Raw genomic sequence first — 24,240 nt, 5'->3', positions numbered from 1 at the left:
AAAAGCACATACAAGAGCAGTTGTCTATCAAAAGATAAACAGCCAACCATTTAGTTTCTAAATGGGCATACACATCGTTACACAGTACGATATCTAAATGAGGAACACTTATGCGATTAAGTAAAATGGTAACCCTGTTGTTAGCTGGATTCTTAACATTCGGATCATTGAATTCTGTTGCAGCAACCAAACACGCAAAAGCGCCAATTGTGAAGAAGCTAGATGCTTCTAAAAAGAAAAAAGCACAAGCGGTCAAATCTTCAAAAACTTTTGCAAAAAAAGTAAAAAAGAAAACATCTGTAAAAAATAAACATAAGCAAATGGCTAGCCAGCATTTTCAATCAGGTACGGCAAGTTATTACGCAGATGAATTCAACGGGCGTCGCACTGCAAATGGTGAACGTTTCAGTAACGCTGCAATGACAGCCGCACATAAAACATTGCCTTTTGGCACTTTGGTCGAAGTGACGAATATGCGTAATGGTAAATCTGTTGTGGTACGCGTAAATGATCGCGGGCCTTATTCTCATGCTCGAGTGATTGATTTATCAAAAACGGCGGCTCGCCAATTAGGCATGCATCATACTGGTACAGCTAAAGTAAAATTAGCTGTATTGAATAAAAACAAAAGAGAGCTGGAAGACAGTTAATTCTCTTTTTGTTGATACGCAATTGAATAAAAAAGGGGTTGTCGAAGATTCGGCAAGCCCTTGATTAGTTTGTCTTATCAAGAATTTTAATTAAATCATTGGATGAATGTGAAATGAAAAAAACATTAATGAAGTCACTAAGCCTTTGCGCGTTAGTATTTTCCCCGTTTACGTTAGCAGATACTAATACAGATTACGGTATTGCGGCACCACAATTAAATGCACAAACCTATATTTTGATGGATTACAACTCTGGTGCAGTGTTAGCAAGTTTAAATCCAGATCAACGCCAATATCCGGCGTCATTAACTAAAATGATGACTAGCTATGTTGTGGGGGATGCACTCAAAACCGGTAAAATCAAAAATAGCGATATGGTTACTGTGACAGAAAATTCTTGGGCACAAAAATTCCCAGGTTCTTCATTGATGTTTTTAGATTTAAACACCCAAGTTTCCGTATCTGATTTAATGAAAGGTTTGATTATTGTTTCAGGCAACGATGCAGCCGTTGCGTTAGCGGAACATACATCTGGCTCACAGCAAGCCTTCATTGAACAAATGAATAAATTTGCACAACAATTTGGCTTGAAAAATACTTATTTCACAACGGTTCATGGTTTAGATGATCCAAACCAATATTCTTCAGCGCGTGATATGGCGATTATTGGTGTACATGTTATTCGCGACCAACCAGAAGAATATAAAATTTACGCAGAGAAAGAGTTTAAATATAACATTAAAAAACCACAGCCGAACCGTAACGGTTTATTGTGGGATAAAACTATCAACGTAGATGGCATGAAAACCGGCCACACTAACAACGCAGGTTATAATTTAGTGGCTTCTGCAACCAATTCTAACACGCGCTTAATTTCGGTTGTGATGGGCGTGCCAACTTTCAAAGGTCGTGAAGTAGAAAGTAAAAAACTATTACAATGGGGCTTTGCAAACTTTGAAACAGTAAAATCTTTAGCCGCAGGTCAGCCGGTTAAAGAAGAAACCGTTTATTACGGTGATGCAAACAAAGTGAAACTAGGTTCGGTTAACGACAGTTTTGTTACAGTGCCTAAAGGTAAAGCGGGTGAATTAAAAGCGCGTTATGAGTTAACCGGTGGAAATCTTGAAGCGCCATTAACTAAAGGACAAACGGTTGGTAAGGTAATTTATCAATTAGATGGTAAAGATATTGCTAGCAACGACTTACAAGTGTTAGATAATGTTGAAGAGGCGGGCATTTTCGGTAAAGCGTGGGACTGGATTGCATTAACCATCAAAGGCTTATTTGATTAAACCTTGTTAAATTAAATTTTGCCCTTATATAGGTGCTATGCAAGCGGTCTGATTTGCAAAAAAATTGCAAATTCGACCGCTTTATACAATCAAGCGAAGGAGAGAGAAATAATGCAAAAAAATATTAACCTACAAGATTTACCACAACAAAAATTAAGAGATTTATTAGAGTTCCCGTGTGATTTTACGTTTAAAGTAATGGGCGTTCATCGTGAGGGATTAGTTGAAGATATTGTCTCTGTAGCTCAAGTTCATGTAAAAGGTGATTATTTACCTCGTGAACAACGCAGTTCAAAAGGCACATATAATTCAGTTTCTATCGACATTTTGGCAGAAAATATTGAGCAAATTGAAACCTTATATGAAGAATTAGCCAAAATTGAAGGCGTGAGAATGGTGTTATAAACAACCCATTTCTTCCGCGTAATGAAGGACGTGTTGCACACGTCCTTTTAGTTTAAATTATCTTAAGTAAGATACAATTTTCACTTCCAAACCTATCTATCCCTATGAATACAAAACTCATTATCCGCCAGTTGGGGACGCAACCCTATGAAGAAATTTGGCATAAAATGCAAAGCTTTACTGATGAACGTGATGAAAATACGCTAGATGAAATCTGGTTAGTACAACATCCTGCCGTATTTACACAAGGTTCAGCCGGGAAGCCTGAGCATTTACTTATGCGCAGTAATATTCCAGTAGTGCAAAGCGATCGTGGTGGGCAGATTACTTATCATGGTGAAGGGCAGCAAGTGATGTATGTGCTATTGGATATCAAACGTTTAAAAGCACAAGGTAAAGAGATTTCTGTGCGAGATTTAGTCACCGCGTTAGAACAATCTGTTGTAAAAACTTTGGCGGATTATGGAGTTGAAAGTTATCCAAAAGCTGATGCACCTGGCGTTTATGTTGATGGGCGGAAAATTTGTTCATTAGGGCTCCGCATCCGTAAAGGCTGTTCTTTCCATGGATTAGCGTTGAATATCAACATGGATTTATCGCCGTTTCATCAAATCAATCCATGCGGCTATGCAGGGCTAGAAATGTGCCAATTAAGTGAGCTGATTGGGCAAAGCGATCTAACTTGCGATGATGTCTCCCCTAAATTGGTTGCTCACTTTTGTGCGAGCTTAGGCTATAATAACCAACAAATTATTAACAAAATCGAAGAGTAGGATAAAGAATTTAATGACCACAGCAAAAATGGCGCCGTTTAAAATGGAAAAGGGCGTGAAATATCGTGATGCTGCAAAAACCTCTGTTATTCAGGTGCGCAACATCGACCCTGATCAAGAGTTGCTTCAAAAACCAAGCTGGATGAAAATCAAACTTCCAGCAAATTCTGCCAAAATTGATAGCATTAAAAATGGTATGCGTCGTCATGGATTACATTCTGTCTGTGAAGAGGCATCTTGTCCGAACTTGCATGAATGTTTTCATCACGGTACTGCAACATTCATGATTATGGGCGCGATTTGTACCCGTCGTTGTCCATTCTGTGATGTAGCACATGGTAAACCGTTACCACTTGATCCAGATGAACCGCGTAAAGTGGCTGAAACAGTACAAGATATGAAACTTAAATATGTGGTAATCACTTCAGTTGACCGTGATGATTTACCCGATCGTGGTGCGGCACATTTTTCTGCAACCGTTAGAGAAATTAAAAAGCTTAACCCAAATTGTAAAGTAGAAATTTTGGTGCCAGATTTCCGTGGGCGTGTAGAACAAGCAGTGGCAATCTTAAAAGAAAATCCACCTGATGTGTTTAACCACAACTTAGAAAATGTACCACGTTTATATCGTGAAGTTCGTCCTGGTGCAGATTATAAGTGGTCGTTAGAACTGCTTAAAATCTTCAAAGAAGAATTTCCAGGTATTCCAACTAAATCAGGCTTAATGGTCGGTTTAGGGGAAACCAATGAAGAAATATTAGAAGTAATGCAAGATTTACGTGATCATGGTGTAACAATGCTTACTATCGGGCAATATTTACAACCAAGTCGTCACCACTTAAGAGTAGAACGTTATGTTCCACCTGAAGAGTTCGATATGTTCCGTGAAGCCGCTGAGAAAATGGGCTTTGAACACGCGGCTTGTGGTCCATTTGTTCGTTCTTCTTACCATGCGGATTTGCAAGCTAGCGGTGGCTTAGTTAAATAGCGAGATTATACTAGCAACACAAAGTAAAAAAGCCTGAGTCATTGATACTCAGGCTTTTTGTTACATAATACTTTTGTGAGCGGAAGAGTTTATGCTTACTGATTTTAAGCTAAATTATTCCTTTGAGTCTTGGGCGGCAAAATAACGATTTGCTGGAGGATTAAAAAGTAAGAGTAATAATACGGCTTGTAGAACCCATTGGAAAATAATTTTGGATTGCTCATAGTATTCGATATATAAAAGCATTGAACCAATAGAAGCCGCTGCATATAAAACAGCTAACCAGCGTGAAAGTTTGGTCCCAGAGAGTACACCGGTGGCAATGAAAATAGGTAATGCAACAAGGATGACTGACAGGATGACAGAAAGCAATGGCGGTAAAAATGGATAAGCTTCCGATAAATTACTGAGAAATTCATCAGGCGTGTAGATTGCAAAACCTATAAAGGTCACGCAGCTTAGCGCGGTCAGAATAAAATAAAGAATACTTGCGATAGTGACAGAAATAGGGCGTTTCATAAATATCTTTAGTTGAGGTAAGCTGAAAAATATTCGGCAATCTGACCGATGCGATGAGATTGCCGAATGTTTGGATTACTCGTCTTTTTCAAAGTAAGAGTGTTTAACCTGTACCGGTACAATCACAAAATAGGCAAAAATAACACCAAGGATTGGGCCAAAATATGGCGTATGATCTGACATATTTACGCCAAACATAAAAAGAACGACAGTTAATAGGCAAAATAAAACCATGAAAATAGCAAGCTGTTTCCAAATATCTTTAAATACAGCACCTAAAGCCGGTTTGTGATATTTAATTTTTTTCTGACAAGATGGACATTGTTTAACACCTGCAAGTCCTTTAATGAGTGTACCTTTAACTGGTGCATTGCAATGAGGACAAGGTAGTTCAGGATTAAATTTGTTCATGGTAAGCTTCCTTTTTTCTTTGAGTTGAATTTAAAAATTAGTTTACAGCGTATTTATCGGCGATTTTCACAATCGCATCTTCAATGGCTTTATTTCCTGCCCCGATATTTTCTGAGATACGCTCAATTCTTAATTCTAGTTCTTTATCAAAATCTGTTGATTTGCTATTTAGAATAGTTTCTTGATTTTCTGCAATAACTTTCATCATTTTATAAAGCGTGTCATAAACTGTAACTGTACGATCCATAATCGCTTTGATTTCTGGGTCTTGAAAGTTTTGCGAAGTAATCAGTTGTTTGTATTTATCTGTTGCCGTCGCTAATTTAGCGGAAACTTCCAACATTTTGGTTTCCACTTCTTTTACTTGGCTTTTCGTAATGGTGGTTTGGTTACCTAAATTATTAATTTCAAATCCTAGTCTTTCAATTTTAGTAGCTTCTGGACTTTCAAAAATCGAAAAGGCTTTATCTAATTCGTTAGTGGCTGTTTGGGATTTTTTATCTGAGATAGCAATCGGTGCCGCTAGTGCTTGGTCAACTTCGGGAAGTGCATTTAGAATTTCATCATATTTTGATATGGATGAAGTTGAAGATGCAGATGCAGTTGTTTTATTACTTGCATTGTTTTCTTTATCGCCACAAGCGGTCAAAAAAACAGAGGCAAGTGCAACTGTTCCTAGTTTTTTTAAGGTGTTCATCATTGTTCCTTACTATGATTGTTAATTTTAAGCTATATATTCATTGGCTGATGTTGTTTGCGTTTTACTATCAACAGGTGAGGTCATGTTAAAAGTTGTTTTATTCTCCGTTTTGTAATAGTGCCAAACGGAGAATAAAAGGAGCATGATTAAACTCACTAGAAGCCTAATAGCGATATCTTTTCCGATCTTTTTTAGAACAGCTATCGAAAAGAAAGGAGCATCACGATAATCAAGCTCGCGTTTTTTTCGCTTATTGTGAGTATTTTTGGTTGAGTTTGTTATACGCATCTAGAAAAACTTTTTGTGCTGCGCGGAAATTCTTTTGTAACGCAAGATTTCTTTCATTGTATTCTTTGACGAACGCATTATCAGCTTTATCTTTTCCTAAATTATTTAGAAACTCACTATTTTCTCCAATAACAATCATTAAACTGTTAACTAACTTAGTATTGATAATATGCTGCTCGATTAAGCTCTTAACTTCTGGGTCTTGAATGTTAAGTGCAGCAATGTCTTGCTCATATTTATCAAAAAGTTCTTTAGCTTGTTTAACTGCCGCAAAGAATTCTGCTTTTTTAGCTTCATCATCTACAGAAATACGTTGACGAGCAAAAGATTGTAATTTGTTAGAGACTTTTTTAAGTTCGCCAGAGCGCTCTTTATCAAAGAAATCATTCAGTTTTTTTAGGTCTTTTGCGCCAGTAGCAGATTTTTGGTCTGAAATTGCGATAGGTTCTTCTAATTTAGGTTCAGGTTGCGGGATAGCTTTTAATACGGCTTCATGTTTTTCGGAAAGGGCTGGAGCTGCTTTTTCAACTTTTTTCTCAACTTGTTGAACTTGTGCTGTAGGTGTTTGGCTTTCCGTTGCCGTTGCATTTTCTGCTTTGCTATCGGAATCACCACATCCGGCTAAAACAGAAGAGGCGATCACGATCATGCTTAGTTTGTTTAATGCTTTCATAGAAACTCCTTCTAAATAGTATGAAATGTCAAAAACGTCAACAACAGCTGTTGTCTATAGATAGGTGATAAATGCTGATTGTCTTCACCCTATACCAAAGGGTGACAATATAATTAAAAGAAAGTTCCGCGTAAAAATAATGAAATTTGTCAAATTTTGTAAATTCTAATTAAAACGCAATCTGAGGAGAATAGTACTCAGTGAGTGTTACTACTTCATGAAGTTCAACTTCAGGGAGTGTGTTCATGTCTGTTAATCCGCGAGCATGCAGATCTTCGCTTAAAACATAAGTGCGGACATTTGCAAAACATTCAGTATTTTTGACCGCTTGTAATACCCCATCTTGCCATAATAATGCAATATCATTTTTATCAAATTGCGCGAGCGTTTGGGTTAGCCAAGTTAGGTCGTAATTGGCTTTGGAAAAAGTATAAAGCATGGTTTATCCCCTCTAGAAAGTCAGCACTTTTGCGGCATTTTTAAGTTTTTCAATCAATTCAGCGCGTGATTGAAGTTTGGCGTGTTTAAGTGAAAATGTTGAGCTTTCTAGCCCGCGTTCTTTGACGGATTCTTGACAGATATAGCATTCATTTAATTCATAAAGTTCGAGCAGTTTGAATGTGGCAAGATGGTTTTTCTGCAAGATGTCCGCTGGAGTTGCTCCTTCTAACAAATTAAATACACCGTCATCTAAAAAAAGAATGAGGATATCGTCTTCATCACAAAACGCACTGGCTGCAAGTAGCGCATCTAAGCCTTCACGGCTGGTTGCTGTACCAAATGGAGGTTGAGTAAATAAAAATGCAAATTGATATTTCATATTAAAAAGTCAGTAGTCTTTCAGCGGTTAATACCGCTTGGGAAAATTCACCTAAACCCGCAAGCACAAAACCTTCGGCAAGATTAGCGGTTTTGTTCGCGCTTGTTTTTTCATCGACTACGCCTCGACGTTGGGCAGCCGCAATACAAAGATGCAAAGACAAGCGGTGTGATTTTGCTAAATTTTGCCAATGTTCAACCAAGTTAATTTCATCGCTGGCGGGAGAAACCAAAGCATTGCCGTGGCTTACGCCTTCTTGAAAAAAGAACACCTGCCGAATTTGATGCCCCTTGGCTAACAAGGCTTCAGCCATCTGAAATGCAAGTCTTGCAGCTTGGCTGTTAATAGGTGATTTTATGGCTAAAACATAATCCATCACTCTTCCCCTTGCTTGATTTGTCGAATGTAGAGATAAACCGTATGGCGCGAAATGTTTAATCGTTCGGCCACTTGATTGATCGCTTCTTTAATGTCGAAAATGCCTTTTTCAAATAGTGACACCACAATTTGGCGATTTTTGTTATGGTTAGCGATACGGCGATCGTTCATTACTTCAATAATGCTATTTTCAATGGTTTGTGCGACTAATTCTTCTACTGAACCACCAAAACTCGTGTTACTTTCAGTTTCATGAATACTTGGCATAAAAGCGCTAAGAAATTGGGCTGCCGGCACATTCAAATTCATATTCAGACATAAAAAACCAATCACGTGCTGTTTGCTGTTACGAATTGCGATGGTCACGGATTTCATCAGTGGCTCGCCGTTTGCGGTGCGAATAAAATAGGGTTGGCTTACGCTATCGGTACGCATATGATGCAGTGAATGTAGCGCATGATCAGTCAGGGGTGAGCCGATTTTTCGATCACTATTTTGCCCATTTACCACATAAATTGCGGAGTTTTCTAAAAACTCTAAAGAGTGCAAAACAACTTCGCACTGCTCACCAAGCAGTGCGGCAATTCCGTCAGCAATCGGAAAGTAAGAGGCAAGGATAGCGTGATCTTCTTCACTAAAAGCAATAAATTTTGTCATATTGGATAAAAGCAAGCGGTCGGAATTTGCAAAAGATTTGCAAAAATCGACCGCTTGTTAGTCTGGTTCGTGATTATTTAGCGTCGCTATGGAAATCTAATAATTCGATATCGAACACTAAGGTTGAGTTTGGTGGAATTTTACCAGCTGCGCGGCTGCCATAACCTTGTTCAGGTGGCACAACGATTTGCATTTTTCCGCCTTTTTTTAACATTGGAATCGCTTCTTTCCATGCTGGGATGAGGTTATCTAATTTAAACTCAATAGGTTGGCCACGATCGTATGAACTATCAAAAACAGAACCATCTACAAGGGTACCTTTATAGTGTACTTTTACGGTATCACTTAAAGTTGGAGAACTGCCTTCGCCTAAGCTTTCGATTTTATAAAGTACACCGTTAGCAGTTTTCTTCACGCCATCTTTTTTGGCATAATCTGCGCGGAATTTATCGCCCGCTTCAATGGTGCCTTTATTTTTTTCAGCTAAAATTTTTTCTTCTTGAGCTGAAAGGTAAGTATCTAGCGATTTTAATTGTTTTTGCAAATCTTCATCGGTTAATTTACCGGTTTTTTTCAGCGTGTCTTTTACGCCATCTAAAATTTTGTCTTGGTTGTAGGTGAAAACGTCTTTTTGTGATTCCATTACACCTTCAATATTTTTACCCATCAATACGCCTACAGCGTAAGATGAATCATCAATAAATTGTTTGTCAGCTTTTTCTGCTGCCATTGCGCCACTACTTAATAATGTACCTAAAAGTAGCGTAGTCAAAGTTTGTTTGGTTTTTAACATAGTGTTTCCTTATAAAATACTGTTAAGCATCTTCAATATAGGGTAAAGTGTCTTTTCGCTTAAGACAACCTTTTTATGAAAAAATGCAAGAATTATTAAGCAGAATTGCTGAATTAGAGATGAAAGTTGCCTTTCAAGAACAAACTATTGAGGAATTAAACCAAGCTTTAGTTGACCAACAATTTGCATTAGACAAATTGCAGGTGCAGTTACGTCATTTCGCTGAAAAGTTTAAAGGGCTGGCGGCAAGTAATGTTGCTTCACAAGCAGAAGAAACACCTCCGCCACATTATTAGAGAAACAATAACAAAAAAAGAGGATAAAATAATGAAAATTGGAATTATTGGTGCAATGGCACAAGAAGTTGAAATTTTAAGCCAACTGATGATGGAACCTAAAGTGACAGACATTGCTGGCTGTAAGATTTATGAAGGCAAAATTAATAACAAAGATGTCGCATTATTACAATCGGGTATTGGGAAAGTTGCTGCGGCGATTGGGACAACATTATTATTAGAAATGACGAAACCCGATGTCGTCATTAACACCGGGTCTGCTGGCGGATTAGCCACAAATTTAAATGTGGGTGATTTGGTTATTTCAACCGAAGTTCGCCATCATGATGTAGATGTGACCGCATTTGGTTATGAAATTGGTCAGCTTCCAGCCAATCCAGCGGCATTTATTCCCAATGAACAATTAGTGATGTTAGCGCAGCAAGAAGCAGAAAAATTAGGCTTTCATGCAGAATCTGGCCTGATTGCGAGTGGAGATTTATTCGTTAACGGTAATGAAGCGATTTCAAAAATTCGCGCAAACTTCCCTGCTATTGTGGCAGTAGAAATGGAAGCGGCAGCAATCGCCCAAGTTTGCCATGCTTTTGATGTGCCGTTTGTGGTAGTGCGTGCAGTTTCTGATGTGGCAGATAAAACTTCACATCTCTCATTTGATGAATTTTTACCGTTAGCCGCGAAGCAATCTTCAGAAGTTGTGTTGAGTATGTTAAATAAATTGGGTTGATTCAGATAAATTTACAAATCTTTAAATGAAATTAACCGCTTGTTATCGCTTATTGATGCCGAATTCTGTAAAATTCGGCATTATTTTTAGCCTCAGTTTCTGAGGCGCTTTTCTATTTAAGTGATTTCCGAGATATTTTATGACCGCTTCGCCAAATATTGGTTTTATTAGTCTAGGTTGCCCGAAAAACCTAGTTGATTCTGAACGTATTTTAACTGAGCTACGTGCAGACGGGTATAACATCATCCCAAGTTATGAGGATGCTGATTTAGTTATTGTGAATACTTGTGGTTTTATTGATAGTGCAGTGCAAGAATCATTAGAAACCATTGGTGAGGCGTTAGATGCTAATGGCAAAGTAATTGTAACCGGTTGTCTAGGGGCAAAAGAAAACCAAATTCGTGAAGTGCATCCTAAAGTATTGGAAATTACTGGCCCACACAGTTATGAGGCCGTGATGGCGCATGTGCATAAATATGTCCCTAAGCCAGAATATAATCCCTATGTGAATTTGGTGCCGAAACAAGGCGTAAAATTAACACCAAAACATTACGCTTATTTGAAAATTTCAGAAGGCTGCGATCACCGTTGTACCTTCTGTATTATTCCATCAATGCGGGGTGATTTAGAAAGCCGTTCGATCGTACAAGTACTCGATGAAGCAAAACGTTTAGTCGATGCAGGTGTTAAAGAGCTTTTAGTGGTTTCACAAGACACTTCCGCCTATTCAATGGACTTAAAACGCAAAGAATCAGGCAGTAAAACGGTGTTCTGGAATGGGATGCCGATTAAAAATGATTTAATGACACTATGCGAAAAATTAGGCACTTTAGGCATTTGGATTCGTTTACATTATGTTTATCCTTATCCGCACGTTGATGATTTAATTCCACTGATGGCGCAAGGAAAAATTCTGCCCTATTTGGATATTCCGCTTCAGCACGCAAGTCCAAAAATCTTAAAAGCAATGAAACGCCCTGGCTCGGTAGAGAGAGTTTTAGAGCGCATTAAAAAATGGCGTGAGATTTGCCCTGAATTAACATTACGTTCAACTTTTATCGTAGGCTTCCCTGGAGAAACAGAAGAAGATTTCCAAATGTTATTGGACTTCTTAAAAGAAGCGCAGTTAGATCGTGTAGGGTGTTTTAAATTTAGTCCGGTAGAAGGTGCGCCTGCAACTGAGATGGCAGACCAGGTGCCAGAAGAGATAAAAGAGGAACGTTTCCATCGCTTTATGCAACTTCAACAAGAAATTTCTAGTGCACGATTACAGCAAAAAATCGGTAAAACTTTAGCGGTAATTGTCGATGAAATTGATGAAGAAGGAATTATTGGCCGCTCAATGGCAGATGCACCAGAAATTGATGGTGTAGTTTATGTTGATAATCTCTCAGAGATGGCTGTTAAGGTTGGAGATGTCATTTCAGTGAAAATTCACCAAGCAGATGAATATGATCTTTGGGGAACTTGTTAGTTTTATTTAAGGAAAAGGGAATAGACAATGTCAGAACAGAAACAATCAGCGAAACCTTTAAAATTTGGTAAGGCATCACAAAAAGTGCCAAGTGTAATGACGTTTGAAAAAGCAGTTAGTGAGAAAAATTATGAGGCTGCTTGTGTTGAGTTATTAGATATCTTGCGCAAAATTGACTCAAATTTTGGGGGGATTCATGATATTGAATGTGATTTCCCTGAGCAATTAAACGTAGATGAGCTCAATAAGGAAAAGCATATTTATTTTGCAACGCGTATGGCAAATGCTATTACCGAGTTATTTAAAGACCCTGCTTTATCCTTATCTGAGTCAGGTGCGCAAACTTTCTTCACGCTTCAGCGTTGGTTATCCATGATTTTTGCATCTTCCCCATATATTAATGCAGATCATATTCTGGTAACGTTAAACCAGAATGAAAACCCATATAATTTAGCGGATTTTCGTTTAAGCAATACACAAGATGCGATTATTAAATTCTGTGTACTTTATTTACCGGAATCTAATATCAATGTGAATTTAGAAGCATTATGGCAACTTAATCCAGAAGTGACAGGTTCTCTTGCTTTTGCATTACAGTCTCCACGCTTTATTGCTACTCAGCAAGCCTTTAGTAAGCGTGGTACGTTATTACAGTGGTTCCCAGAAAAACTCGCGACGTTTGAAAATCTCAATAATTTACCAAGCGCAATTAGCCATGATGTGTATATGCATTGTAGTTATGATGTGGCGAGCAATAAACATTGGGTAAAAAAAGCATTAAATACGGTAATGCGTCGTCATTTGATTGCTGGTGGCTTTAAAGATCGTGAAATTAACAATATTGGTTATGTAAATGGTAAGCCGGTTATGGTGGTTTTATTAGAGCATTTCCATTCTTCACATTCTATTTACCGCACACACTCAACTTCAATGATTGCTGCGCGTGAACATTTCCATATTATTGGTTTAGGCAATCATGCAGTTGACCAAGCAGGCCGTGATGTTTTTGATGACTTTAGATTCGTTGATGGCGAGAATATGTTTGAGCGTTTAGAGTTTATTCGACAAATCTGTGAAGAACATCAAGCAGCAGTATTCTATATGCCAAGTATTGGGATGGATTTATTAACGATCTTTGCAAGCAATACTCGTTTAGCGCCAGTACAAGTGATTGCATTAGGTCACCCAGCGACGACTCACTCTGATTTCATTGAATATGTTATTGTAGAAGATGATTATGTTGGCTCGGAAGAGTGCTTTAGCGAAAAATTGATTCGTTTACCGAAAGATGCACTTCCTTATGTACCATCATCAGAAGCACCTGAAAAAGTAGATTATAAATTACGGAAAAACCCGGAAGTCGTCAATATTGGTATTGCTTCAACAACAATGAAGTTAAATCCACATTTCTTGACGGCATTAAAAGCAATCCGTGATCGTGCTAACGTAAAAGTGCATTTCCATTTTGCATTAGGACAATCACATGGTTTAACTCACCCATATGTTGAGCGTTTTATTAAATCATATTTAGGGGAAGATGCGACTGCACATCCACACCTACCATATGCTCAATATTTAAGTGTATTAAGCAATTGCGATATGATGGTTAATCCATTCCCATTTGGTAATACTAATGGCATTATTGATATGGTTACGCTAGGTTTAGTTGGCGTCTGTAAAACAGGTGCAGAGGTGCACGAACATATTGATGAAGGTTTATTTAAACGTCTTGGCTTACCAGAATGGTTGATTGCGAATACGGCAGATGAATATGTTGAATGCGCGATTCGTTTGGCTGAAAACCATGATGAGCGTTTAGCACTTCGTCGTCATATTATTAAAAATAACGGATTGCAAAAACTATTTACTGGCGATCCTCGCCCGATGGGACGTGAATTACTTAAACGCGTACAACAATGGGCTGAACAAGCGGGTGTTACATTAACGTTACAAACGCAAATTGATGTTGAGGAAGAAAAGAAACCTGCTGCAAAGAAAAGCACCGCTAAAAGAGCTTCAACAAAGAAAACTGTAGATAAAAAAGAAACGCCTTTAAAGACTGCAGCCAAAAAATTGAAAAAAACAGCTAAAAACAAAGAATAACTGTTTTCAGAATCAAGCGCACTATAACTTATAGTGCGTTTTTTGTTTGAAAAATAGGCAATTGAAGGGGGGCAAGGAACCATTTCATGTACAGCTTGGTCTTAGAGGTAAATCTTGTTCAAATGATTCTTTATAAAAGCCATTTCTTTGAGGAGAAAAGCATGAAATCAATGTTTAAAGTATTTGGTGTAATCGCTTTAGCCACTACTTTAGCTGCTTGTAGCGGAATGAGCCGCTCACAAAAAAATACTGCTATCGGTGCAGCTGTCGGTGGTGTTGCTGGTAACGTGATTGGTGGTTCAACAACCGCTACACTTGCTGGTGCAGCATTAGGTGGGGTTATTGGTAGCCAAGTAAAATAATCATCATTTGTTTAAAGCCGTCATTGACGGCTTTTTTGATCGCATAACAAATCTTTGCAAGCGGTCAAAATTTAGCTATAATTTGCAAAGTTTTGAATCGAAACTTAATCGAAAGATGTGCGTATGTCGAAAAGAAATACTCAACAGCGCCGTCAAATGATTGCAACAATGGTGCAAGAGCAAGGAGAAGTCGGAGTCGAGCAACTCGCGCTCTTGTTTGAAACTTCTGAAGTCACCATTCGAAAAGATTTAACCGCCTTGGAAGAAAGCGGTTTTTTATTGCGTCGTTATGGCGGGGCGATCAGAATTCCTTCTGAATTGATGGAAGAAGAAAGCAATGAACAGCTTTCTCAACAAAAAATTGCTATCGCTAAAGCCGCGCGTGATTGCATCAGTGATCATAATCGAATCATTATTGATAGCGGTCGTACAACAGGGGCTTTAGTTAAGAGTTTAAATCAGAGCGGATTGGTTATTATGACTAATTCGCTCTCTTTAGCTTCAGAACTCACTACCTTAGAGTGTGAGCCTACCGTATTGATGACGGGCGGAACTTGGGATGCGCGTTCTGAATCTTTTCAAGGTAAAGTTGCTGAAAATACTTTGCGAGCTTATGATTTTGACCAACTATTTATTGGTGCAGACGGTCTTGATTTAGAGCGAGGCACAACAACTTTTAATGAATTAGTTGGCTTAAGTCAGGTGATGGCGGAAGTTAGTCGAGAAGTGATTGTGTTAATTGAGTCTCAAAAAATTGGACGCAAAATGCCAAACGTGGAACTCGATTGGACAAAAATTGACAAAGTCATCACGGATAAGCAAATAAGTTTCGAAACGAAAGTTGCTATTGAGAAAAATGGCGTAGCTGTGATTATTGCAGATTAAAAGAAACGAATTTGCAAATAAAAAATTTAAATTAACAAACAAATTAGGAATAAAAATTATGTGTGGAATTGTCGGTGCGGTAGCACAACGTGATGTAGCAGCAATTTTAGTAGATGGTTTACATCGTTTAGAATACCGCGGTTATGACTCAGCAGGTGTGGCAGTATTAGGTGCAGATAAACATATGCAAATCTTACGCCGTGTAGGTAAAGTAAAAGCGTTAGATGAAGCGCTTGAAGCTAAACCATTATTAGGTGGTACAGGGATTGCGCACACTCGTTGGGCAACACATGGTGAACCATCAGAAATTAACGCGCATCCGCATCGTTCAGGCAAAATTGCGGTGGTGCATAACGGCATTATTGAAAATTACGAAGAATTACGTAGTGAATTACAAGCGCGTGGTTATGTTTTCCAATCACAAACAGATACCGAAGTTATTGCTCATTTAGTGGAATGGGAATTCCGCACTTCAAATAGTTTATTAGAAGCAGTAAGAAAAGCTGTAAAACAATTACGTGGTGCTTACGGTACAGTGGTATTAAATGAAGAAGAGCCAGAACATTTAATCGTGGCTCGTTCAGGTTCACCATTAGTGATTGGTTATGGCATTGGTGAAAACTTCTTGGCTTCTGACCCACTTGCGCTATTAAGCGTAACCCGTAAATTTGCTTATTTAGAAGAAGGCGATGTTGCGGAAATTACCCGTACCGCAGTTGATATCTATGATAGTGAAGGCAACAAAGTTGAGCGTGAAATTCACGAAGGTAACTTTGAGCAGGATGCGGCAGATAAAGGCCAATATCGTCACTATATGCAAAAAGAGATTTTTGAACAGCCAGTTGCAATTATGAATACCTTAGACGGTCGTATCAAAGATGGTAAAGTTAGTTTAGATTCAATTGCACCGAATGCAGCAGAAATTTTATCGAAAGTACAACATATTCAAATCGTAGCATGTGGTACTTCATATAATGCAGGTATGGTGGCTCGCTACTGGTTAGAATCTTTAGCGGGTGTTGCTTGTGATGTCGAAATTGCCTCAGAATTCCGTTATCGTAAATTTGTGACTCGTCCAAATAGTTTATTAGTGACTATTTCACAATCAGGTGAGACGGCAGATACACTTGCTGCATTACGTTTAGCAAAAGAAGCTGGCTTTATGGCGGCAATGACTATTTGTAACGTAGCAACATCATCACTTGTTCGTGAATCAGATTTCGCATTCATGACAAAAGCCGGGGTAGAAGTCGGTGTTGCATCAACAAAAGCTTTCACAACACAGTTAACTTGCTTATTACTTTTAACCGCGGCATTAGGTCGTTTAAAAGGCAATATGAGTGAAGCACAAGAAGCGGATATTGTTCATGCATTACAACGCTTACCTGCACAAATCGAAATGGCATTAACTCATGAAAAAGAGATTGAAAAACTCTCTGAAGACTTTGCAGACAAACATCACAGCTTATTCTTAGGTCGTGGCGAGTTCTATCCAATTGCGATGGAATCTGCATTAAAATTAAAAGAGATCTCTTACATTCATGCAGAAGCATATGCTGCTGGTGAACTTAAACATGGCCCATTAGCATTGATCGACAGCGAGATGCCGGTCATTGTGGTGGCACCTGAAAATGATTTACTTGAAAAAGTGAAATCTAACATTGAAGAAGTGAAAGCGCGTGGTGGTCAATTATTTATCTTTGCTGACCATGATGCTGGTTTAGGTTATAAAACCGTGGTGTTCCCGAAAGTCGATGAAGTTACTGCCCCAATTTTCTACGCAGTGCCATTACAACTCCTTTCTTATCATGTAGCACTTATTAAAGGCACAGACGTGGATCAGCCGCGTAACTTAGCGAAATCTGTAACAGTAGAATAAGCTATTTAATACCTAAATAAACAAGCGGTCATTTTTCCAAGACGATTTGCAAATTGTCAAAGAAAAATGACCGCTTGTGTTTTATTAGACTTTGCGATTATGCCCAGTATTTGTCAATTTCAGCACGAATTGCTTCGGCAGTTTGTTTGCCTTTTTCACCAACTAATGCGCGGCCTGCGATGAAAGCTTTGGCATTTTTCACTTCTTTAAATAAGTGGATTTCTTCTGGAACAATACCGCCAGTAATAGAAAGTTCTAGGCCTTTGGCAGAAAGTTGTTTCATTAACTCAATGTCGTCTGCTGTCCAGCCTTTTCCTGCTAATTCAGCATCACGTGAACGGTGGTAAATAGCTTGTTTTACGCCTAAATCAACCCACTCTTGTGCATCTTTTTCCACAGTCCAGTTACCGTAGATTTCGATTTGAATCTCTTTTTTCACTTTGAGTTCTGGGTGAGCGGCATTGAAATCATCAGCCACTTTTTTACATGCGGCTTTGGTTGCTGGGTGTGCGGCTGCAGAAACAGTTAACCAGTCTGCACCGGCTTCAAATGCCATTTTTGCAAGAATTGCACCACCATCGGTGGTTTTTAAATCGCACACGATAATGTGATTTGGGTGAAGTGCACGTAAAGTTGAAACGGCTTTCATGCCTTCTGCGCACGCTAAAATGGTGCCGCATTCGATGATATCGACTACGCTTTCTGCTTGTTTAGCATCAGCAACCGCTTTTTCAAGGCTTAATGAATCAAGTGCAATTTGGAGAAGTGGTCTAGACATATATTGTTCCTTTTAAATAAATGAGAGGGAGGTTCTACGCATTTAATGCGGCATCGATCATGGCATAAACATCTTCAGGCGTTTTACAAGCAAGCACTTTGTCTAAGTTTACGCCGGTGTCGCTTTCTTCATCATCTAATGTTTGGGTGATTTCCATTAACCCTTCCATATGTTTATCGGAGTCGCTGCCTGCTAGTGTGATAAGCACTGAAACACCTTCATCTTCGCCATCAAAATAAACAGGTTCGCTAAGCGTCACTAATGCGAAAGAAGTTTTAATGACGCCTTCTTCTGGACGAGCGTGAGGCATAGCTAAACCTGGTGCGAGGATGATATATGGGCCCATTTTTTCAATATTGCCCACAATGTGATCGTAATAGCGAGGCTCAATAGCACCAGCCTTAATTAATAGATCTGTACCGAGTTTAATGGCTTCTTTCCAGTTGGTAACTTTTTGGTTGAGAAGGATTGAGTTATTTTCGATAAGTGATTCTTTTAACATTTGGGTGTCCTATATTGATTTTGATAGGGCGGAATAGCTTCCGCCCAAATGATGTTGGAGGGATTGTTTAGCACAACAATCGCTTATTGATATTTTTTAATGAGTGCTAAGAGTTCTTCACCGAAGGTGTTTGGATTTAGCATGTTTTGTACGCCTAGCACAGAAACATTACCTTCTTGAACGATTTCTTCTTGTAAGTGTTTAGAGCATACGATGATGTCTACACCTGACACTTTACCTTTATGGTCGGTCACAGCACAAGAGTCCATTACGTTTGGAATACCGCGTTTATCAAGGTATTGTTTAATTTTCATTTTCATCATCATTGATGAACCTTGACCTGAACCACACACCGCTAAGATACGCACGGCTTTCACATTTGCTGCAGCTTCATTTGCAACATTTTCAGCTTTTTCGACCGCTTGTTCAGGCTCTTCTTGTACTTGGTCTAAACCGTAGCCATCTAATTGTTCAAGCGTTAAACCTTTCGCTTTCGCTTCTGCTTCTTCTGCACGTAATTGGCGAGATGCAAAGAACATATACACGAGCGCTAATGCCACAATAACGAAGAAGAATCCTGGTACGCTGATGATACCTTGTAAGATTGGTGGGAAGAATAACGCCCAGTCAGCCATACCCATCCAGCCGTTGAAGGTTGTACCTTGGCTTGCAAGCATTTGGATAACCCATGCTGAGCCTAATACTTCAATAATACCCATCACGAAACAGATTTTCATTACCGCTTTCCAGCCACCGAATTGGTTTGCAAATACCCCGATAGTTGCGTTAGAGAAGAACATTGGGATAAAGCCTGGAATGATAAGAATTGGTGAGCTAAAGCCTAGTAATAAACCTACTGCAACGAATTGACCAATAGCACCCCACATGAAACCGAACACCATCGCATTTGGTGAGAAGGCATAAATTGCTGCACAGTCAATTGCCAGTACAGAGTTCGGAATTAAGCGTTCTGAAATCCCTTTGAAAGCTTCAGATAATTCCGCAACGAACATACGTACGCCGGTGACGATAATTTGAATTGCAACCGCAAATTTTAAGCCCATTTCTAAGATGTAAATAGACCAGTGCGTTTTAGCTGCCATTTGTTGAAGGTTATCTAAACCGAAAGAAAGGAGAATGATACCAAAGAAAAGGGTCATCACTAATGCAGTGGCTGAAATGCTGTCATGGAAAATATGTAACCATTTTGGCAATTTCATGTGATCGACAGAGTCATTTTTATCACCAAGTTTTGGTGCTAATTTTGTTGCAATCCAAGACGCAATTTGTTGTTGGTGACCGATAGAGAAACCTGCACCGCCAGTAACCGCTTGGGTTGCTTTATACATAATGTTAGAAGAAATCGCCCAATAAAGTGCCATTAATACTGAGGTGTAAATGACCGTTTCCCACATTGATGCACCAATGATCATGTAGAACACCGCAACTAAACCTGCTTGTTGGAACATGATATGCCCAGTCAGCATAATGGTACGAATCCCTGTGATTCTTCTAAATACAACTAATAAGATATTTAAGAATAATGCACCGATAACTGAATAACCCACCCACGCATAATTGTCTGCCATGGTTTGGATGGTGGCTTGCATACTAGTATAAGGGTCAATAACCGCACCAGTAAGATTGTGGAATTTAGATAAGCCTTCAATAACTGGCTTAAAGTTGGTCACTAAGAAACCAGAACCTGCCTGTACAATCATAAAACCAACGATGGTTTTAATGGTGCCTTTAATAATGGTAGTGGAATCTTTTTTTAAGAGAATGTAGCCCAAGCAGGCAACAATACCAAGTAAGAATGGCGCTTTATTTAACACCTGATCTTTAAAAAAGACCAAGATATCGGTGAGCATTTCCATAAGAGTACCTCTTATTTTGTAATCAAGTTTAATCAACAAGATGTTGTTTAGTTAGGATGTCATTCATAAATTGAATGTATCGGCTGAATAATAATCGCTATTTTTTGAATAACAAAGATTATTTTTGATTATTTGTGAAGTTGATCACATTTTATTTTTCAAGCGGTCAGATTTTGAGGGAATTTTGCAAAAAGCACAGAAATTGATTTTTATATGCGAATTTTTTGCTTAAAATGAAGAAAAATAGCGCTTACATGAGTATAATTTGCGCAAAAATGAGATCTAGATCACAAAACCGTGAAAAATCATTTTACAAAAAAATATGATTATTTATGATTATTTGTGATTAAATAATTTATCTTTGCTGACTAAAATGAGGAGCAGTATTATGGCTAAAGTCAATGAAATCACCCGTGAGAGCTGGATTCTTTCAACCTTCCCAGAATGGGGAACGTGGTTAAACGAAGAGATTGAAGAAGAAGTCGTGCCAGAAGGCAACTTTGCAATGTGGTGGTTAGGCTGCGTAGGTGTGTGGATTAAAACCCCGGCAGGTGCAAACATCTGTATGGACTTATGGTGTAGCCGTGGTAAATCAACTAAAAAAGTAAAAGATATGGTTCGCGGTCACCAAATGGCAAATATGGCGGGTGTTCGTAAATTACAACCTAACTTACGTGCGCAACCAATGGTATTAGACCCATTTGCGATTAACGAAGTAGATTTCATTTTAGCTTCTCACTATCACAGCGATCACATTGATGTGAATGTGGCAGCAGCAATTATCAACAACCCTAAATTAGATCATGTAAAATTCGTTGGTCCTTGGCACTGTGCTGAGTTATGGAAAAAATGGGGTGTGCCAGAAGAGCGTATTATTGTTGTAAAACCTGGCGATGTAGTAAAAATTAAAGACGTTGAAATTCACGCATTAGATTCATTCGACCGTACTTGTTTAGTAACCTTACCAGTAGAAGGTGCGGAAGAACAAGGTGGCGAATTAAAAGGATTATGCCCATCTGATGAAGAAATGGGTCGCAAAGCAGTAAACTATGTTTTCAAAACACCAGGTGGTACTATTTATCATGGTGCAGACTCACACTATTCAATCCAATTTGCAAAACATGGTAAAGAGTTCGATATTGATGTTGCATTAAATAACTACGGTGAAAACCCAGTAGGGATTGCAGATAAAATGACTTCAATCGACCTACTTCGCATGGCAGAATGTTTACGTGCTAAAGTGATTATTCCTGTGCACCACGATATTTGGACGAACTTTATGGCAAGTACGCAAGAAATCATTGATTTATGGCGTATGCGTAAAGACCGCTTACAATACAAATTCCATCCATTCATTTGGGAAGTCGGCGGTAAATATGTTTATCCGCGCGATAAAGATTTAATCGAATATCATCACCCTCGTGGTTTTGATGATTGCTTTGAACAAGAGCCGAATATTCAATTTAAATCAATGTTGTAATTAACCTTAGGGGGATATTCAGAATGGGTACATCACGAAATCCCCCTCTCCTCTTTCTAGCAGGAGTGGATTTGTTCATTGATTTAATGCTCAATATACAAGGATAACCAATGAACGAAACGTATCGACATCAGAATTTACTTTCGTTGTTAGAAGAAAAGAAAATACTTTCAACAACAGAGATTATCGATTTATTAGAAATCTCGCCGGCAACCGCACGTCGCGATATCAATAAATTAAATGAGCAGGGCAGATTAAGAAAAGTCCGCAATGGGGCTGAAGCTTTAAGCGTGAATTTCGGTGTGGCAAAGAAAAAAATTATCAATAATGCCAATGAAAAACAGCGCATTGCAATGATTGCTAGCCAGTATTGTAATGATGGTGAAAGCGTTATTCTCACTGCAGGTTCAACCATGCAAATGCTAGGTAACCGTTTATGTGGTCGGAATTTGCAAATCATCACGAATTTCTTACCGCTTGCAAACGATCTAATTCAACATAGTCATGAGAATTTAGTGATTATGGGTGGGCAATATAATCGTGCTAAACGGGTAACTCTTTCATTAAATACGCAAAATGAAATTAACTATTTTGCGAATGTTATGTTTACCAGTGGCAAAGGCTTAACCACAGCTGGGTTATATAAAAATGACATGATCATTGCGAACTCTGAACAGCCACTTGCGCAAAAAGCAGATAAGCTTATTGCGTTAGTCGATAGCACAAAATTAGGCAAACAAGTGGGCATGTTATTTAGCTCGCTAGATGAGATTGATATTTTAATTACTGGCAAAGAGGCCAATCCTGAAATTATCCAAGCATTAAGAGAAAAAGGCTTGGAAGTGGTTTTAGCGTAAGCGGTCGGATTTTGCAGATTTTTTACTAAAAGCATAACCAACATAGCCAAAGGGGTTGTTATGAGAAAACACAAACTAGGTATTTACGAAAAAGCCTTGCCGAAGAACATTTCTTGGCAAGATAGACTTTCGATTGCAAAAACTTGCGGTTTCGATTTTGTGGAAATTTCTATTGATGAAACTGATGAACGCTTAGCTCGTTTAGACTGGAGCAAAGAAGAGCGTATCGAATTAGTGAAAGCGATCATCAATACTGGTGTAACGATTCCTTCGATGTGTTTATCTGGCCACCGCCGTTTTCCATTTGGTTCACATGATGAGGCAACTCGTCAAAAAGCTTATGAAATTATGGAAAAAGCGATTCAATTAGCGGTTGATCTCGGTATTCGCACAATTCAACTTGCTGGCTATGATGTGTATTACGAAGAACAAGATGAAGGCACATTAGCACGTTTCCAAGAAGGTCTTGAATGGGCAGTTGAATTAGCGGCAAGTAATCAAGTAACCATTGCAGTTGAGATTATGGATACTCAATTTATGAGTTCAATTTCTCGTTGGAAAAAATGGGATGAAATTATCGATTCGCCATGGTTTACCGTTTACCCAGATTTAGGTAACCTTTCTGCATGGAATGATAACGTGGCAGAAGAGCTAAAATTAGGCATCAATAAAATTTCGGCGATCCACTTAAAAGATACTTATAAAGTGACAGAAACTTGCAAAGGCCAGTTCCGTGATGTTTCGTTTGGTGATGGATGTGTAGATTTCCCTGCTTGCTTTAACACGTTGGCGGCTTTGAATTATCGTGGAGCGTTCTTAATTGAGATGTGGACAGAAAAGGCGGAAGAGCCAATTGCTGAAATCATCAATGCGCGCCGTTGGATTGAACAAAAAATGAAAGAAGGAGGCTTTGAACTATGAGCCAATTAACTGAATTAACCCCAGCGCTTCAAGCATTAAGAGAGCGCGTATTAAAAGCAAATTTAGAGTTACCAAAATATAAGCTAGTCACTTTTACATGGGGAAATGTGAGCGAAATTGACTGTGAAACAGGGTTAGTTGCGATCAAACCTTCAGGTGTGGATTATGACACCATGACCGTAGAAGATATTGTGCTGGTGGATTTAAATGGTAACCGTGTTTACGGTAGCAAAAAACCGTCTTCTGATACGCCAACGCACCTAGAGTTTTATCGTCAATTCCCGAATATTGGGGGGGTGGTGCATACGCATTCTCGCCATGCAACAGCTTGGGCACAAGCTGGCGAAGACATTTTAGCGTTAGGCACGACTCAAGGTGACTACTTTTACGGTTCAATTCCTTGCACTCGCCGAATGACACCAGAAGAAATTGCTGGCGAATACGAACTTGAAACGGGAAAAGTCGTAGTGGAAACTTTCCGTACTCGTGGCATTAGCCCAGATCAAGTGCCGGGTGTATTAGTGCATTCTCATGGCCCATTTACTTGGGGTAAAGATGCCTTCGATGCCGTGCATAATTCTGTGGTGTTAGAAGAAGTGGCATATATGAATTTCATCAGCCATCAAATTCGTCCGAACATTGGTTCGATGCAACAAGAATTACTCGACAAACACTACTTACGTAAACACGGCGCTAATGCATATTACGGTCAGTAATTTAAACTAATATCGCAATATATGATCTGCCCCTCAAAA

Annotated in this window: 28 protein-coding genes; 16 read left to right on the top strand and 12 right to left on the bottom strand. The window is 38.8% G+C overall.

Translation table 11 applies throughout. The features are described from left to right. Positions 1–110 precede the first annotated feature (110 nt). The 5 genes from HSP_RS0104700 (at position 111) to lipA (ending at position 4,108) form a co-directional block, all read left to right on the top strand. Positions 111–650: a septal ring lytic transglycosylase RlpA family protein gene (locus HSP_RS0104700; protein WP_007523417.1), complete on the top strand. Its 540-nt coding sequence runs from the start codon at positions 111–113 to the stop codon at positions 648–650. A 113-nt stretch (positions 651–763) separates the two neighbouring features. Continuing rightward, positions 764–1,942 (top strand): D-alanyl-D-alanine carboxypeptidase family protein, encoded by a 1,179-nt coding sequence (locus HSP_RS0104695; protein ID WP_007523487.1) that lies wholly within the window; start codon positions 764–766, stop codon positions 1,940–1,942. A 111-nt stretch (positions 1,943–2,053) separates the two neighbouring features. Then, positions 2,054–2,347: a DUF493 family protein YbeD gene (ybeD, locus tag HSP_RS0104690; RefSeq protein WP_007523549.1), complete on the top strand. Its 294-nt coding sequence runs from the start codon at positions 2,054–2,056 to the stop codon at positions 2,345–2,347. Between the two features lie 104 nt (positions 2,348–2,451). After that, positions 2,452–3,120, top strand: coding sequence for a lipoyl(octanoyl) transferase LipB (gene lipB / locus HSP_RS0104685; protein ID WP_007523438.1), 669 nt, complete (start codon positions 2,452–2,454; stop codon positions 3,118–3,120). A 13-nt stretch (positions 3,121–3,133) separates the two neighbouring features. Beyond that, the gene (gene lipA / locus HSP_RS0104680) at positions 3,134–4,108 is read left to right on the top strand and encodes a lipoyl synthase (RefSeq protein WP_007523428.1); all 975 of its coding nucleotides are present in this window, start codon (positions 3,134–3,136) and stop codon (positions 4,106–4,108) included. A gap of 114 nt (positions 4,109–4,222) precedes the next feature. Here the strand turns inward: lipA and HSP_RS0104675 are convergent, their stop codons facing one another. The 9 genes from HSP_RS0104675 to fkpA form a co-directional block, all read right to left on the bottom strand. Then, positions 4,223–4,627 carry a hypothetical protein gene (locus HSP_RS0104675; RefSeq protein ID WP_007523569.1) on the bottom strand — a complete coding sequence of 135 codons (405 nt, stop codon included), beginning with the start codon at positions 4,625–4,627 and terminating at the stop codon, positions 4,223–4,225. Between the two features lie 75 nt (positions 4,628–4,702). After that, positions 4,703–5,038 carry a hypothetical protein gene (locus HSP_RS0104670; protein ID WP_007523537.1) on the bottom strand — a complete coding sequence of 112 codons (336 nt, stop codon included), beginning with the start codon at positions 5,036–5,038 and terminating at the stop codon, positions 4,703–4,705. A 37-nt stretch (positions 5,039–5,075) separates the two neighbouring features. Next, on the bottom strand, positions 5,076–5,738 hold the full coding sequence (locus tag HSP_RS0104665; protein WP_231287860.1) for a hypothetical protein: 663 nt from the start codon (positions 5,736–5,738) through the stop codon (positions 5,076–5,078). A gap of 250 nt (positions 5,739–5,988) precedes the next feature. Next, positions 5,989–6,699: a hypothetical protein gene (locus HSP_RS0104655; protein WP_007523456.1), complete on the bottom strand. Its 711-nt coding sequence runs from the start codon at positions 6,697–6,699 to the stop codon at positions 5,989–5,991. Between the two features lie 169 nt (positions 6,700–6,868). After that, entirely contained in the window at positions 6,869–7,138 is a 270-nt protein-coding gene (locus tag HSP_RS0104650) for a DsrH/TusB family sulfur relay protein (RefSeq protein ID WP_010676260.1), read from the bottom strand. A gap of 12 nt (positions 7,139–7,150) precedes the next feature. Then, positions 7,151–7,519 carry a sulfurtransferase complex subunit TusC gene (tusC, locus tag HSP_RS0104645; protein WP_010676259.1) on the bottom strand — a complete coding sequence of 123 codons (369 nt, stop codon included), beginning with the start codon at positions 7,517–7,519 and terminating at the stop codon, positions 7,151–7,153. A gap of 1 nt (position 7,520) precedes the next feature. Next, complete coding sequence (gene tusD, locus HSP_RS0104640) at positions 7,521–7,895, bottom strand: sulfurtransferase complex subunit TusD (protein WP_010676258.1); 375 nt, start codon at positions 7,893–7,895, stop codon at positions 7,521–7,523. Next, complete coding sequence (locus tag HSP_RS0104635; protein ID WP_010676257.1) at positions 7,895–8,554, bottom strand: helix-turn-helix transcriptional regulator; 660 nt, start codon at positions 8,552–8,554, stop codon at positions 7,895–7,897. Before HSP_RS0104635 ends, tusD begins: the two co-directional genes overlap by 1 nt. Before the next feature lie 73 nt (positions 8,555–8,627). Next, positions 8,628–9,347, bottom strand: a complete 720-nt coding sequence (fkpA, locus tag HSP_RS0104630) for an FKBP-type peptidyl-prolyl cis-trans isomerase (protein WP_010676256.1) — start codon at positions 9,345–9,347, stop codon at positions 8,628–8,630. An 83-nt stretch (positions 9,348–9,430) separates the two neighbouring features. Here fkpA and HSP_RS0104625 point away from each other — a divergent pair, with 83 nt between their 5' ends. The 7 genes from HSP_RS0104625 (at position 9,431) to glmS (ending at position 17,070) form a co-directional block, all read left to right on the top strand. Next, a complete protein-coding gene (locus HSP_RS0104625; RefSeq protein WP_029495167.1) occupies positions 9,431–9,643 on the top strand; it encodes a SlyX family protein in 213 nt (70 codons plus the stop codon). Positions 9,644–9,674: 31 nt separating this feature from the next. Beyond that, entirely contained in the window at positions 9,675–10,367 is a 693-nt protein-coding gene (gene mtnN, locus HSP_RS0104620; RefSeq protein WP_010676254.1) for a 5'-methylthioadenosine/S-adenosylhomocysteine nucleosidase, read from the top strand. Between the two features lie 139 nt (positions 10,368–10,506). Beyond that, positions 10,507–11,841, top strand: coding sequence for a 30S ribosomal protein S12 methylthiotransferase RimO (gene rimO, locus HSP_RS0104615; protein WP_007523491.1), 1,335 nt, complete (start codon positions 10,507–10,509; stop codon positions 11,839–11,841). A 27-nt stretch (positions 11,842–11,868) separates the two neighbouring features. Further along, the gene (locus HSP_RS0104610) at positions 11,869–13,944 is read left to right on the top strand and encodes a UDP-glucose:protein N-beta-glucosyltransferase (RefSeq protein ID WP_010676253.1); all 2,076 of its coding nucleotides are present in this window, start codon (positions 11,869–11,871) and stop codon (positions 13,942–13,944) included. A 161-nt stretch (positions 13,945–14,105) separates the two neighbouring features. After that, positions 14,106–14,306: a glycine zipper 2TM domain-containing protein gene (locus HSP_RS0104605; RefSeq protein ID WP_007523472.1), complete on the top strand. Its 201-nt coding sequence runs from the start codon at positions 14,106–14,108 to the stop codon at positions 14,304–14,306. A gap of 123 nt (positions 14,307–14,429) precedes the next feature. Beyond that, positions 14,430–15,191: a DeoR/GlpR family DNA-binding transcription regulator gene (locus HSP_RS0104600; protein ID WP_010676252.1), complete on the top strand. Its 762-nt coding sequence runs from the start codon at positions 14,430–14,432 to the stop codon at positions 15,189–15,191. Between the two features lie 58 nt (positions 15,192–15,249). After that, the gene (gene glmS, locus HSP_RS0104595; RefSeq protein WP_010676251.1) at positions 15,250–17,070 is read left to right on the top strand and encodes a glutamine--fructose-6-phosphate transaminase (isomerizing); all 1,821 of its coding nucleotides are present in this window, start codon (positions 15,250–15,252) and stop codon (positions 17,068–17,070) included. Between the two features lie 97 nt (positions 17,071–17,167). On the opposite strand, the gene HSP_RS0104590 is transcribed toward glmS, so the two are convergent. The 3 genes from HSP_RS0104590 to HSP_RS0104580 form a co-directional block, all read right to left on the bottom strand. After that, positions 17,168–17,848 (bottom strand): 3-keto-L-gulonate-6-phosphate decarboxylase UlaD, encoded by a 681-nt coding sequence (locus HSP_RS0104590; RefSeq protein WP_007523499.1) that lies wholly within the window; start codon positions 17,846–17,848, stop codon positions 17,168–17,170. 34 nt (positions 17,849–17,882) lie between these two features. After that, the gene (locus HSP_RS0104585) at positions 17,883–18,350 is read right to left on the bottom strand and encodes a PTS sugar transporter subunit IIA (protein WP_010676250.1); all 468 of its coding nucleotides are present in this window, start codon (positions 18,348–18,350) and stop codon (positions 17,883–17,885) included. Positions 18,351–18,433: 83 nt separating this feature from the next. Further along, positions 18,434–20,227 (bottom strand): PTS ascorbate-specific subunit IIBC, encoded by a 1,794-nt coding sequence (locus HSP_RS0104580; RefSeq protein ID WP_010676249.1) that lies wholly within the window; start codon positions 20,225–20,227, stop codon positions 18,434–18,436. 388 nt (positions 20,228–20,615) lie between these two features. On the opposite strand from HSP_RS0104580, the gene ulaG reads away from it, so the two are divergent. The 4 genes from ulaG (at position 20,616) to araD (ending at position 24,201) form a co-directional block, all read left to right on the top strand. Next, positions 20,616–21,707 (top strand): L-ascorbate 6-phosphate lactonase, encoded by a 1,092-nt coding sequence (gene ulaG, locus HSP_RS0104575; protein WP_007523462.1) that lies wholly within the window; start codon positions 20,616–20,618, stop codon positions 21,705–21,707. Positions 21,708–21,817: 110 nt separating this feature from the next. Then, positions 21,818–22,564 (top strand): HTH-type transcriptional regulator UlaR, encoded by a 747-nt coding sequence (gene ulaR, locus HSP_RS0104570; protein ID WP_010676248.1) that lies wholly within the window; start codon positions 21,818–21,820, stop codon positions 22,562–22,564. Between the two features lie 60 nt (positions 22,565–22,624). Further along, positions 22,625–23,485, top strand: a complete 861-nt coding sequence (locus HSP_RS0104565; protein ID WP_010676247.1) for an L-ribulose-5-phosphate 3-epimerase — start codon at positions 22,625–22,627, stop codon at positions 23,483–23,485. Further along, positions 23,482–24,201 (top strand): L-ribulose-5-phosphate 4-epimerase, encoded by a 720-nt coding sequence (araD, locus tag HSP_RS0104560; protein ID WP_010676246.1) that lies wholly within the window; start codon positions 23,482–23,484, stop codon positions 24,199–24,201. Before HSP_RS0104565 ends, araD begins: the two co-directional genes overlap by 4 nt. Positions 24,202–24,240: the final 39 nt, after the last annotated feature.

This window comes from Haemophilus sputorum CCUG 13788, assembly GCF_000238795.1.
Taxonomy (GTDB): Bacteria; Pseudomonadota; Gammaproteobacteria; order Enterobacterales; family Pasteurellaceae; genus Haemophilus_A; species Haemophilus_A sputorum.
The sequence above is the reverse complement of the archived record's forward strand: the minus strand, read 5'-3'. Positions and strand labels throughout refer to the sequence as shown.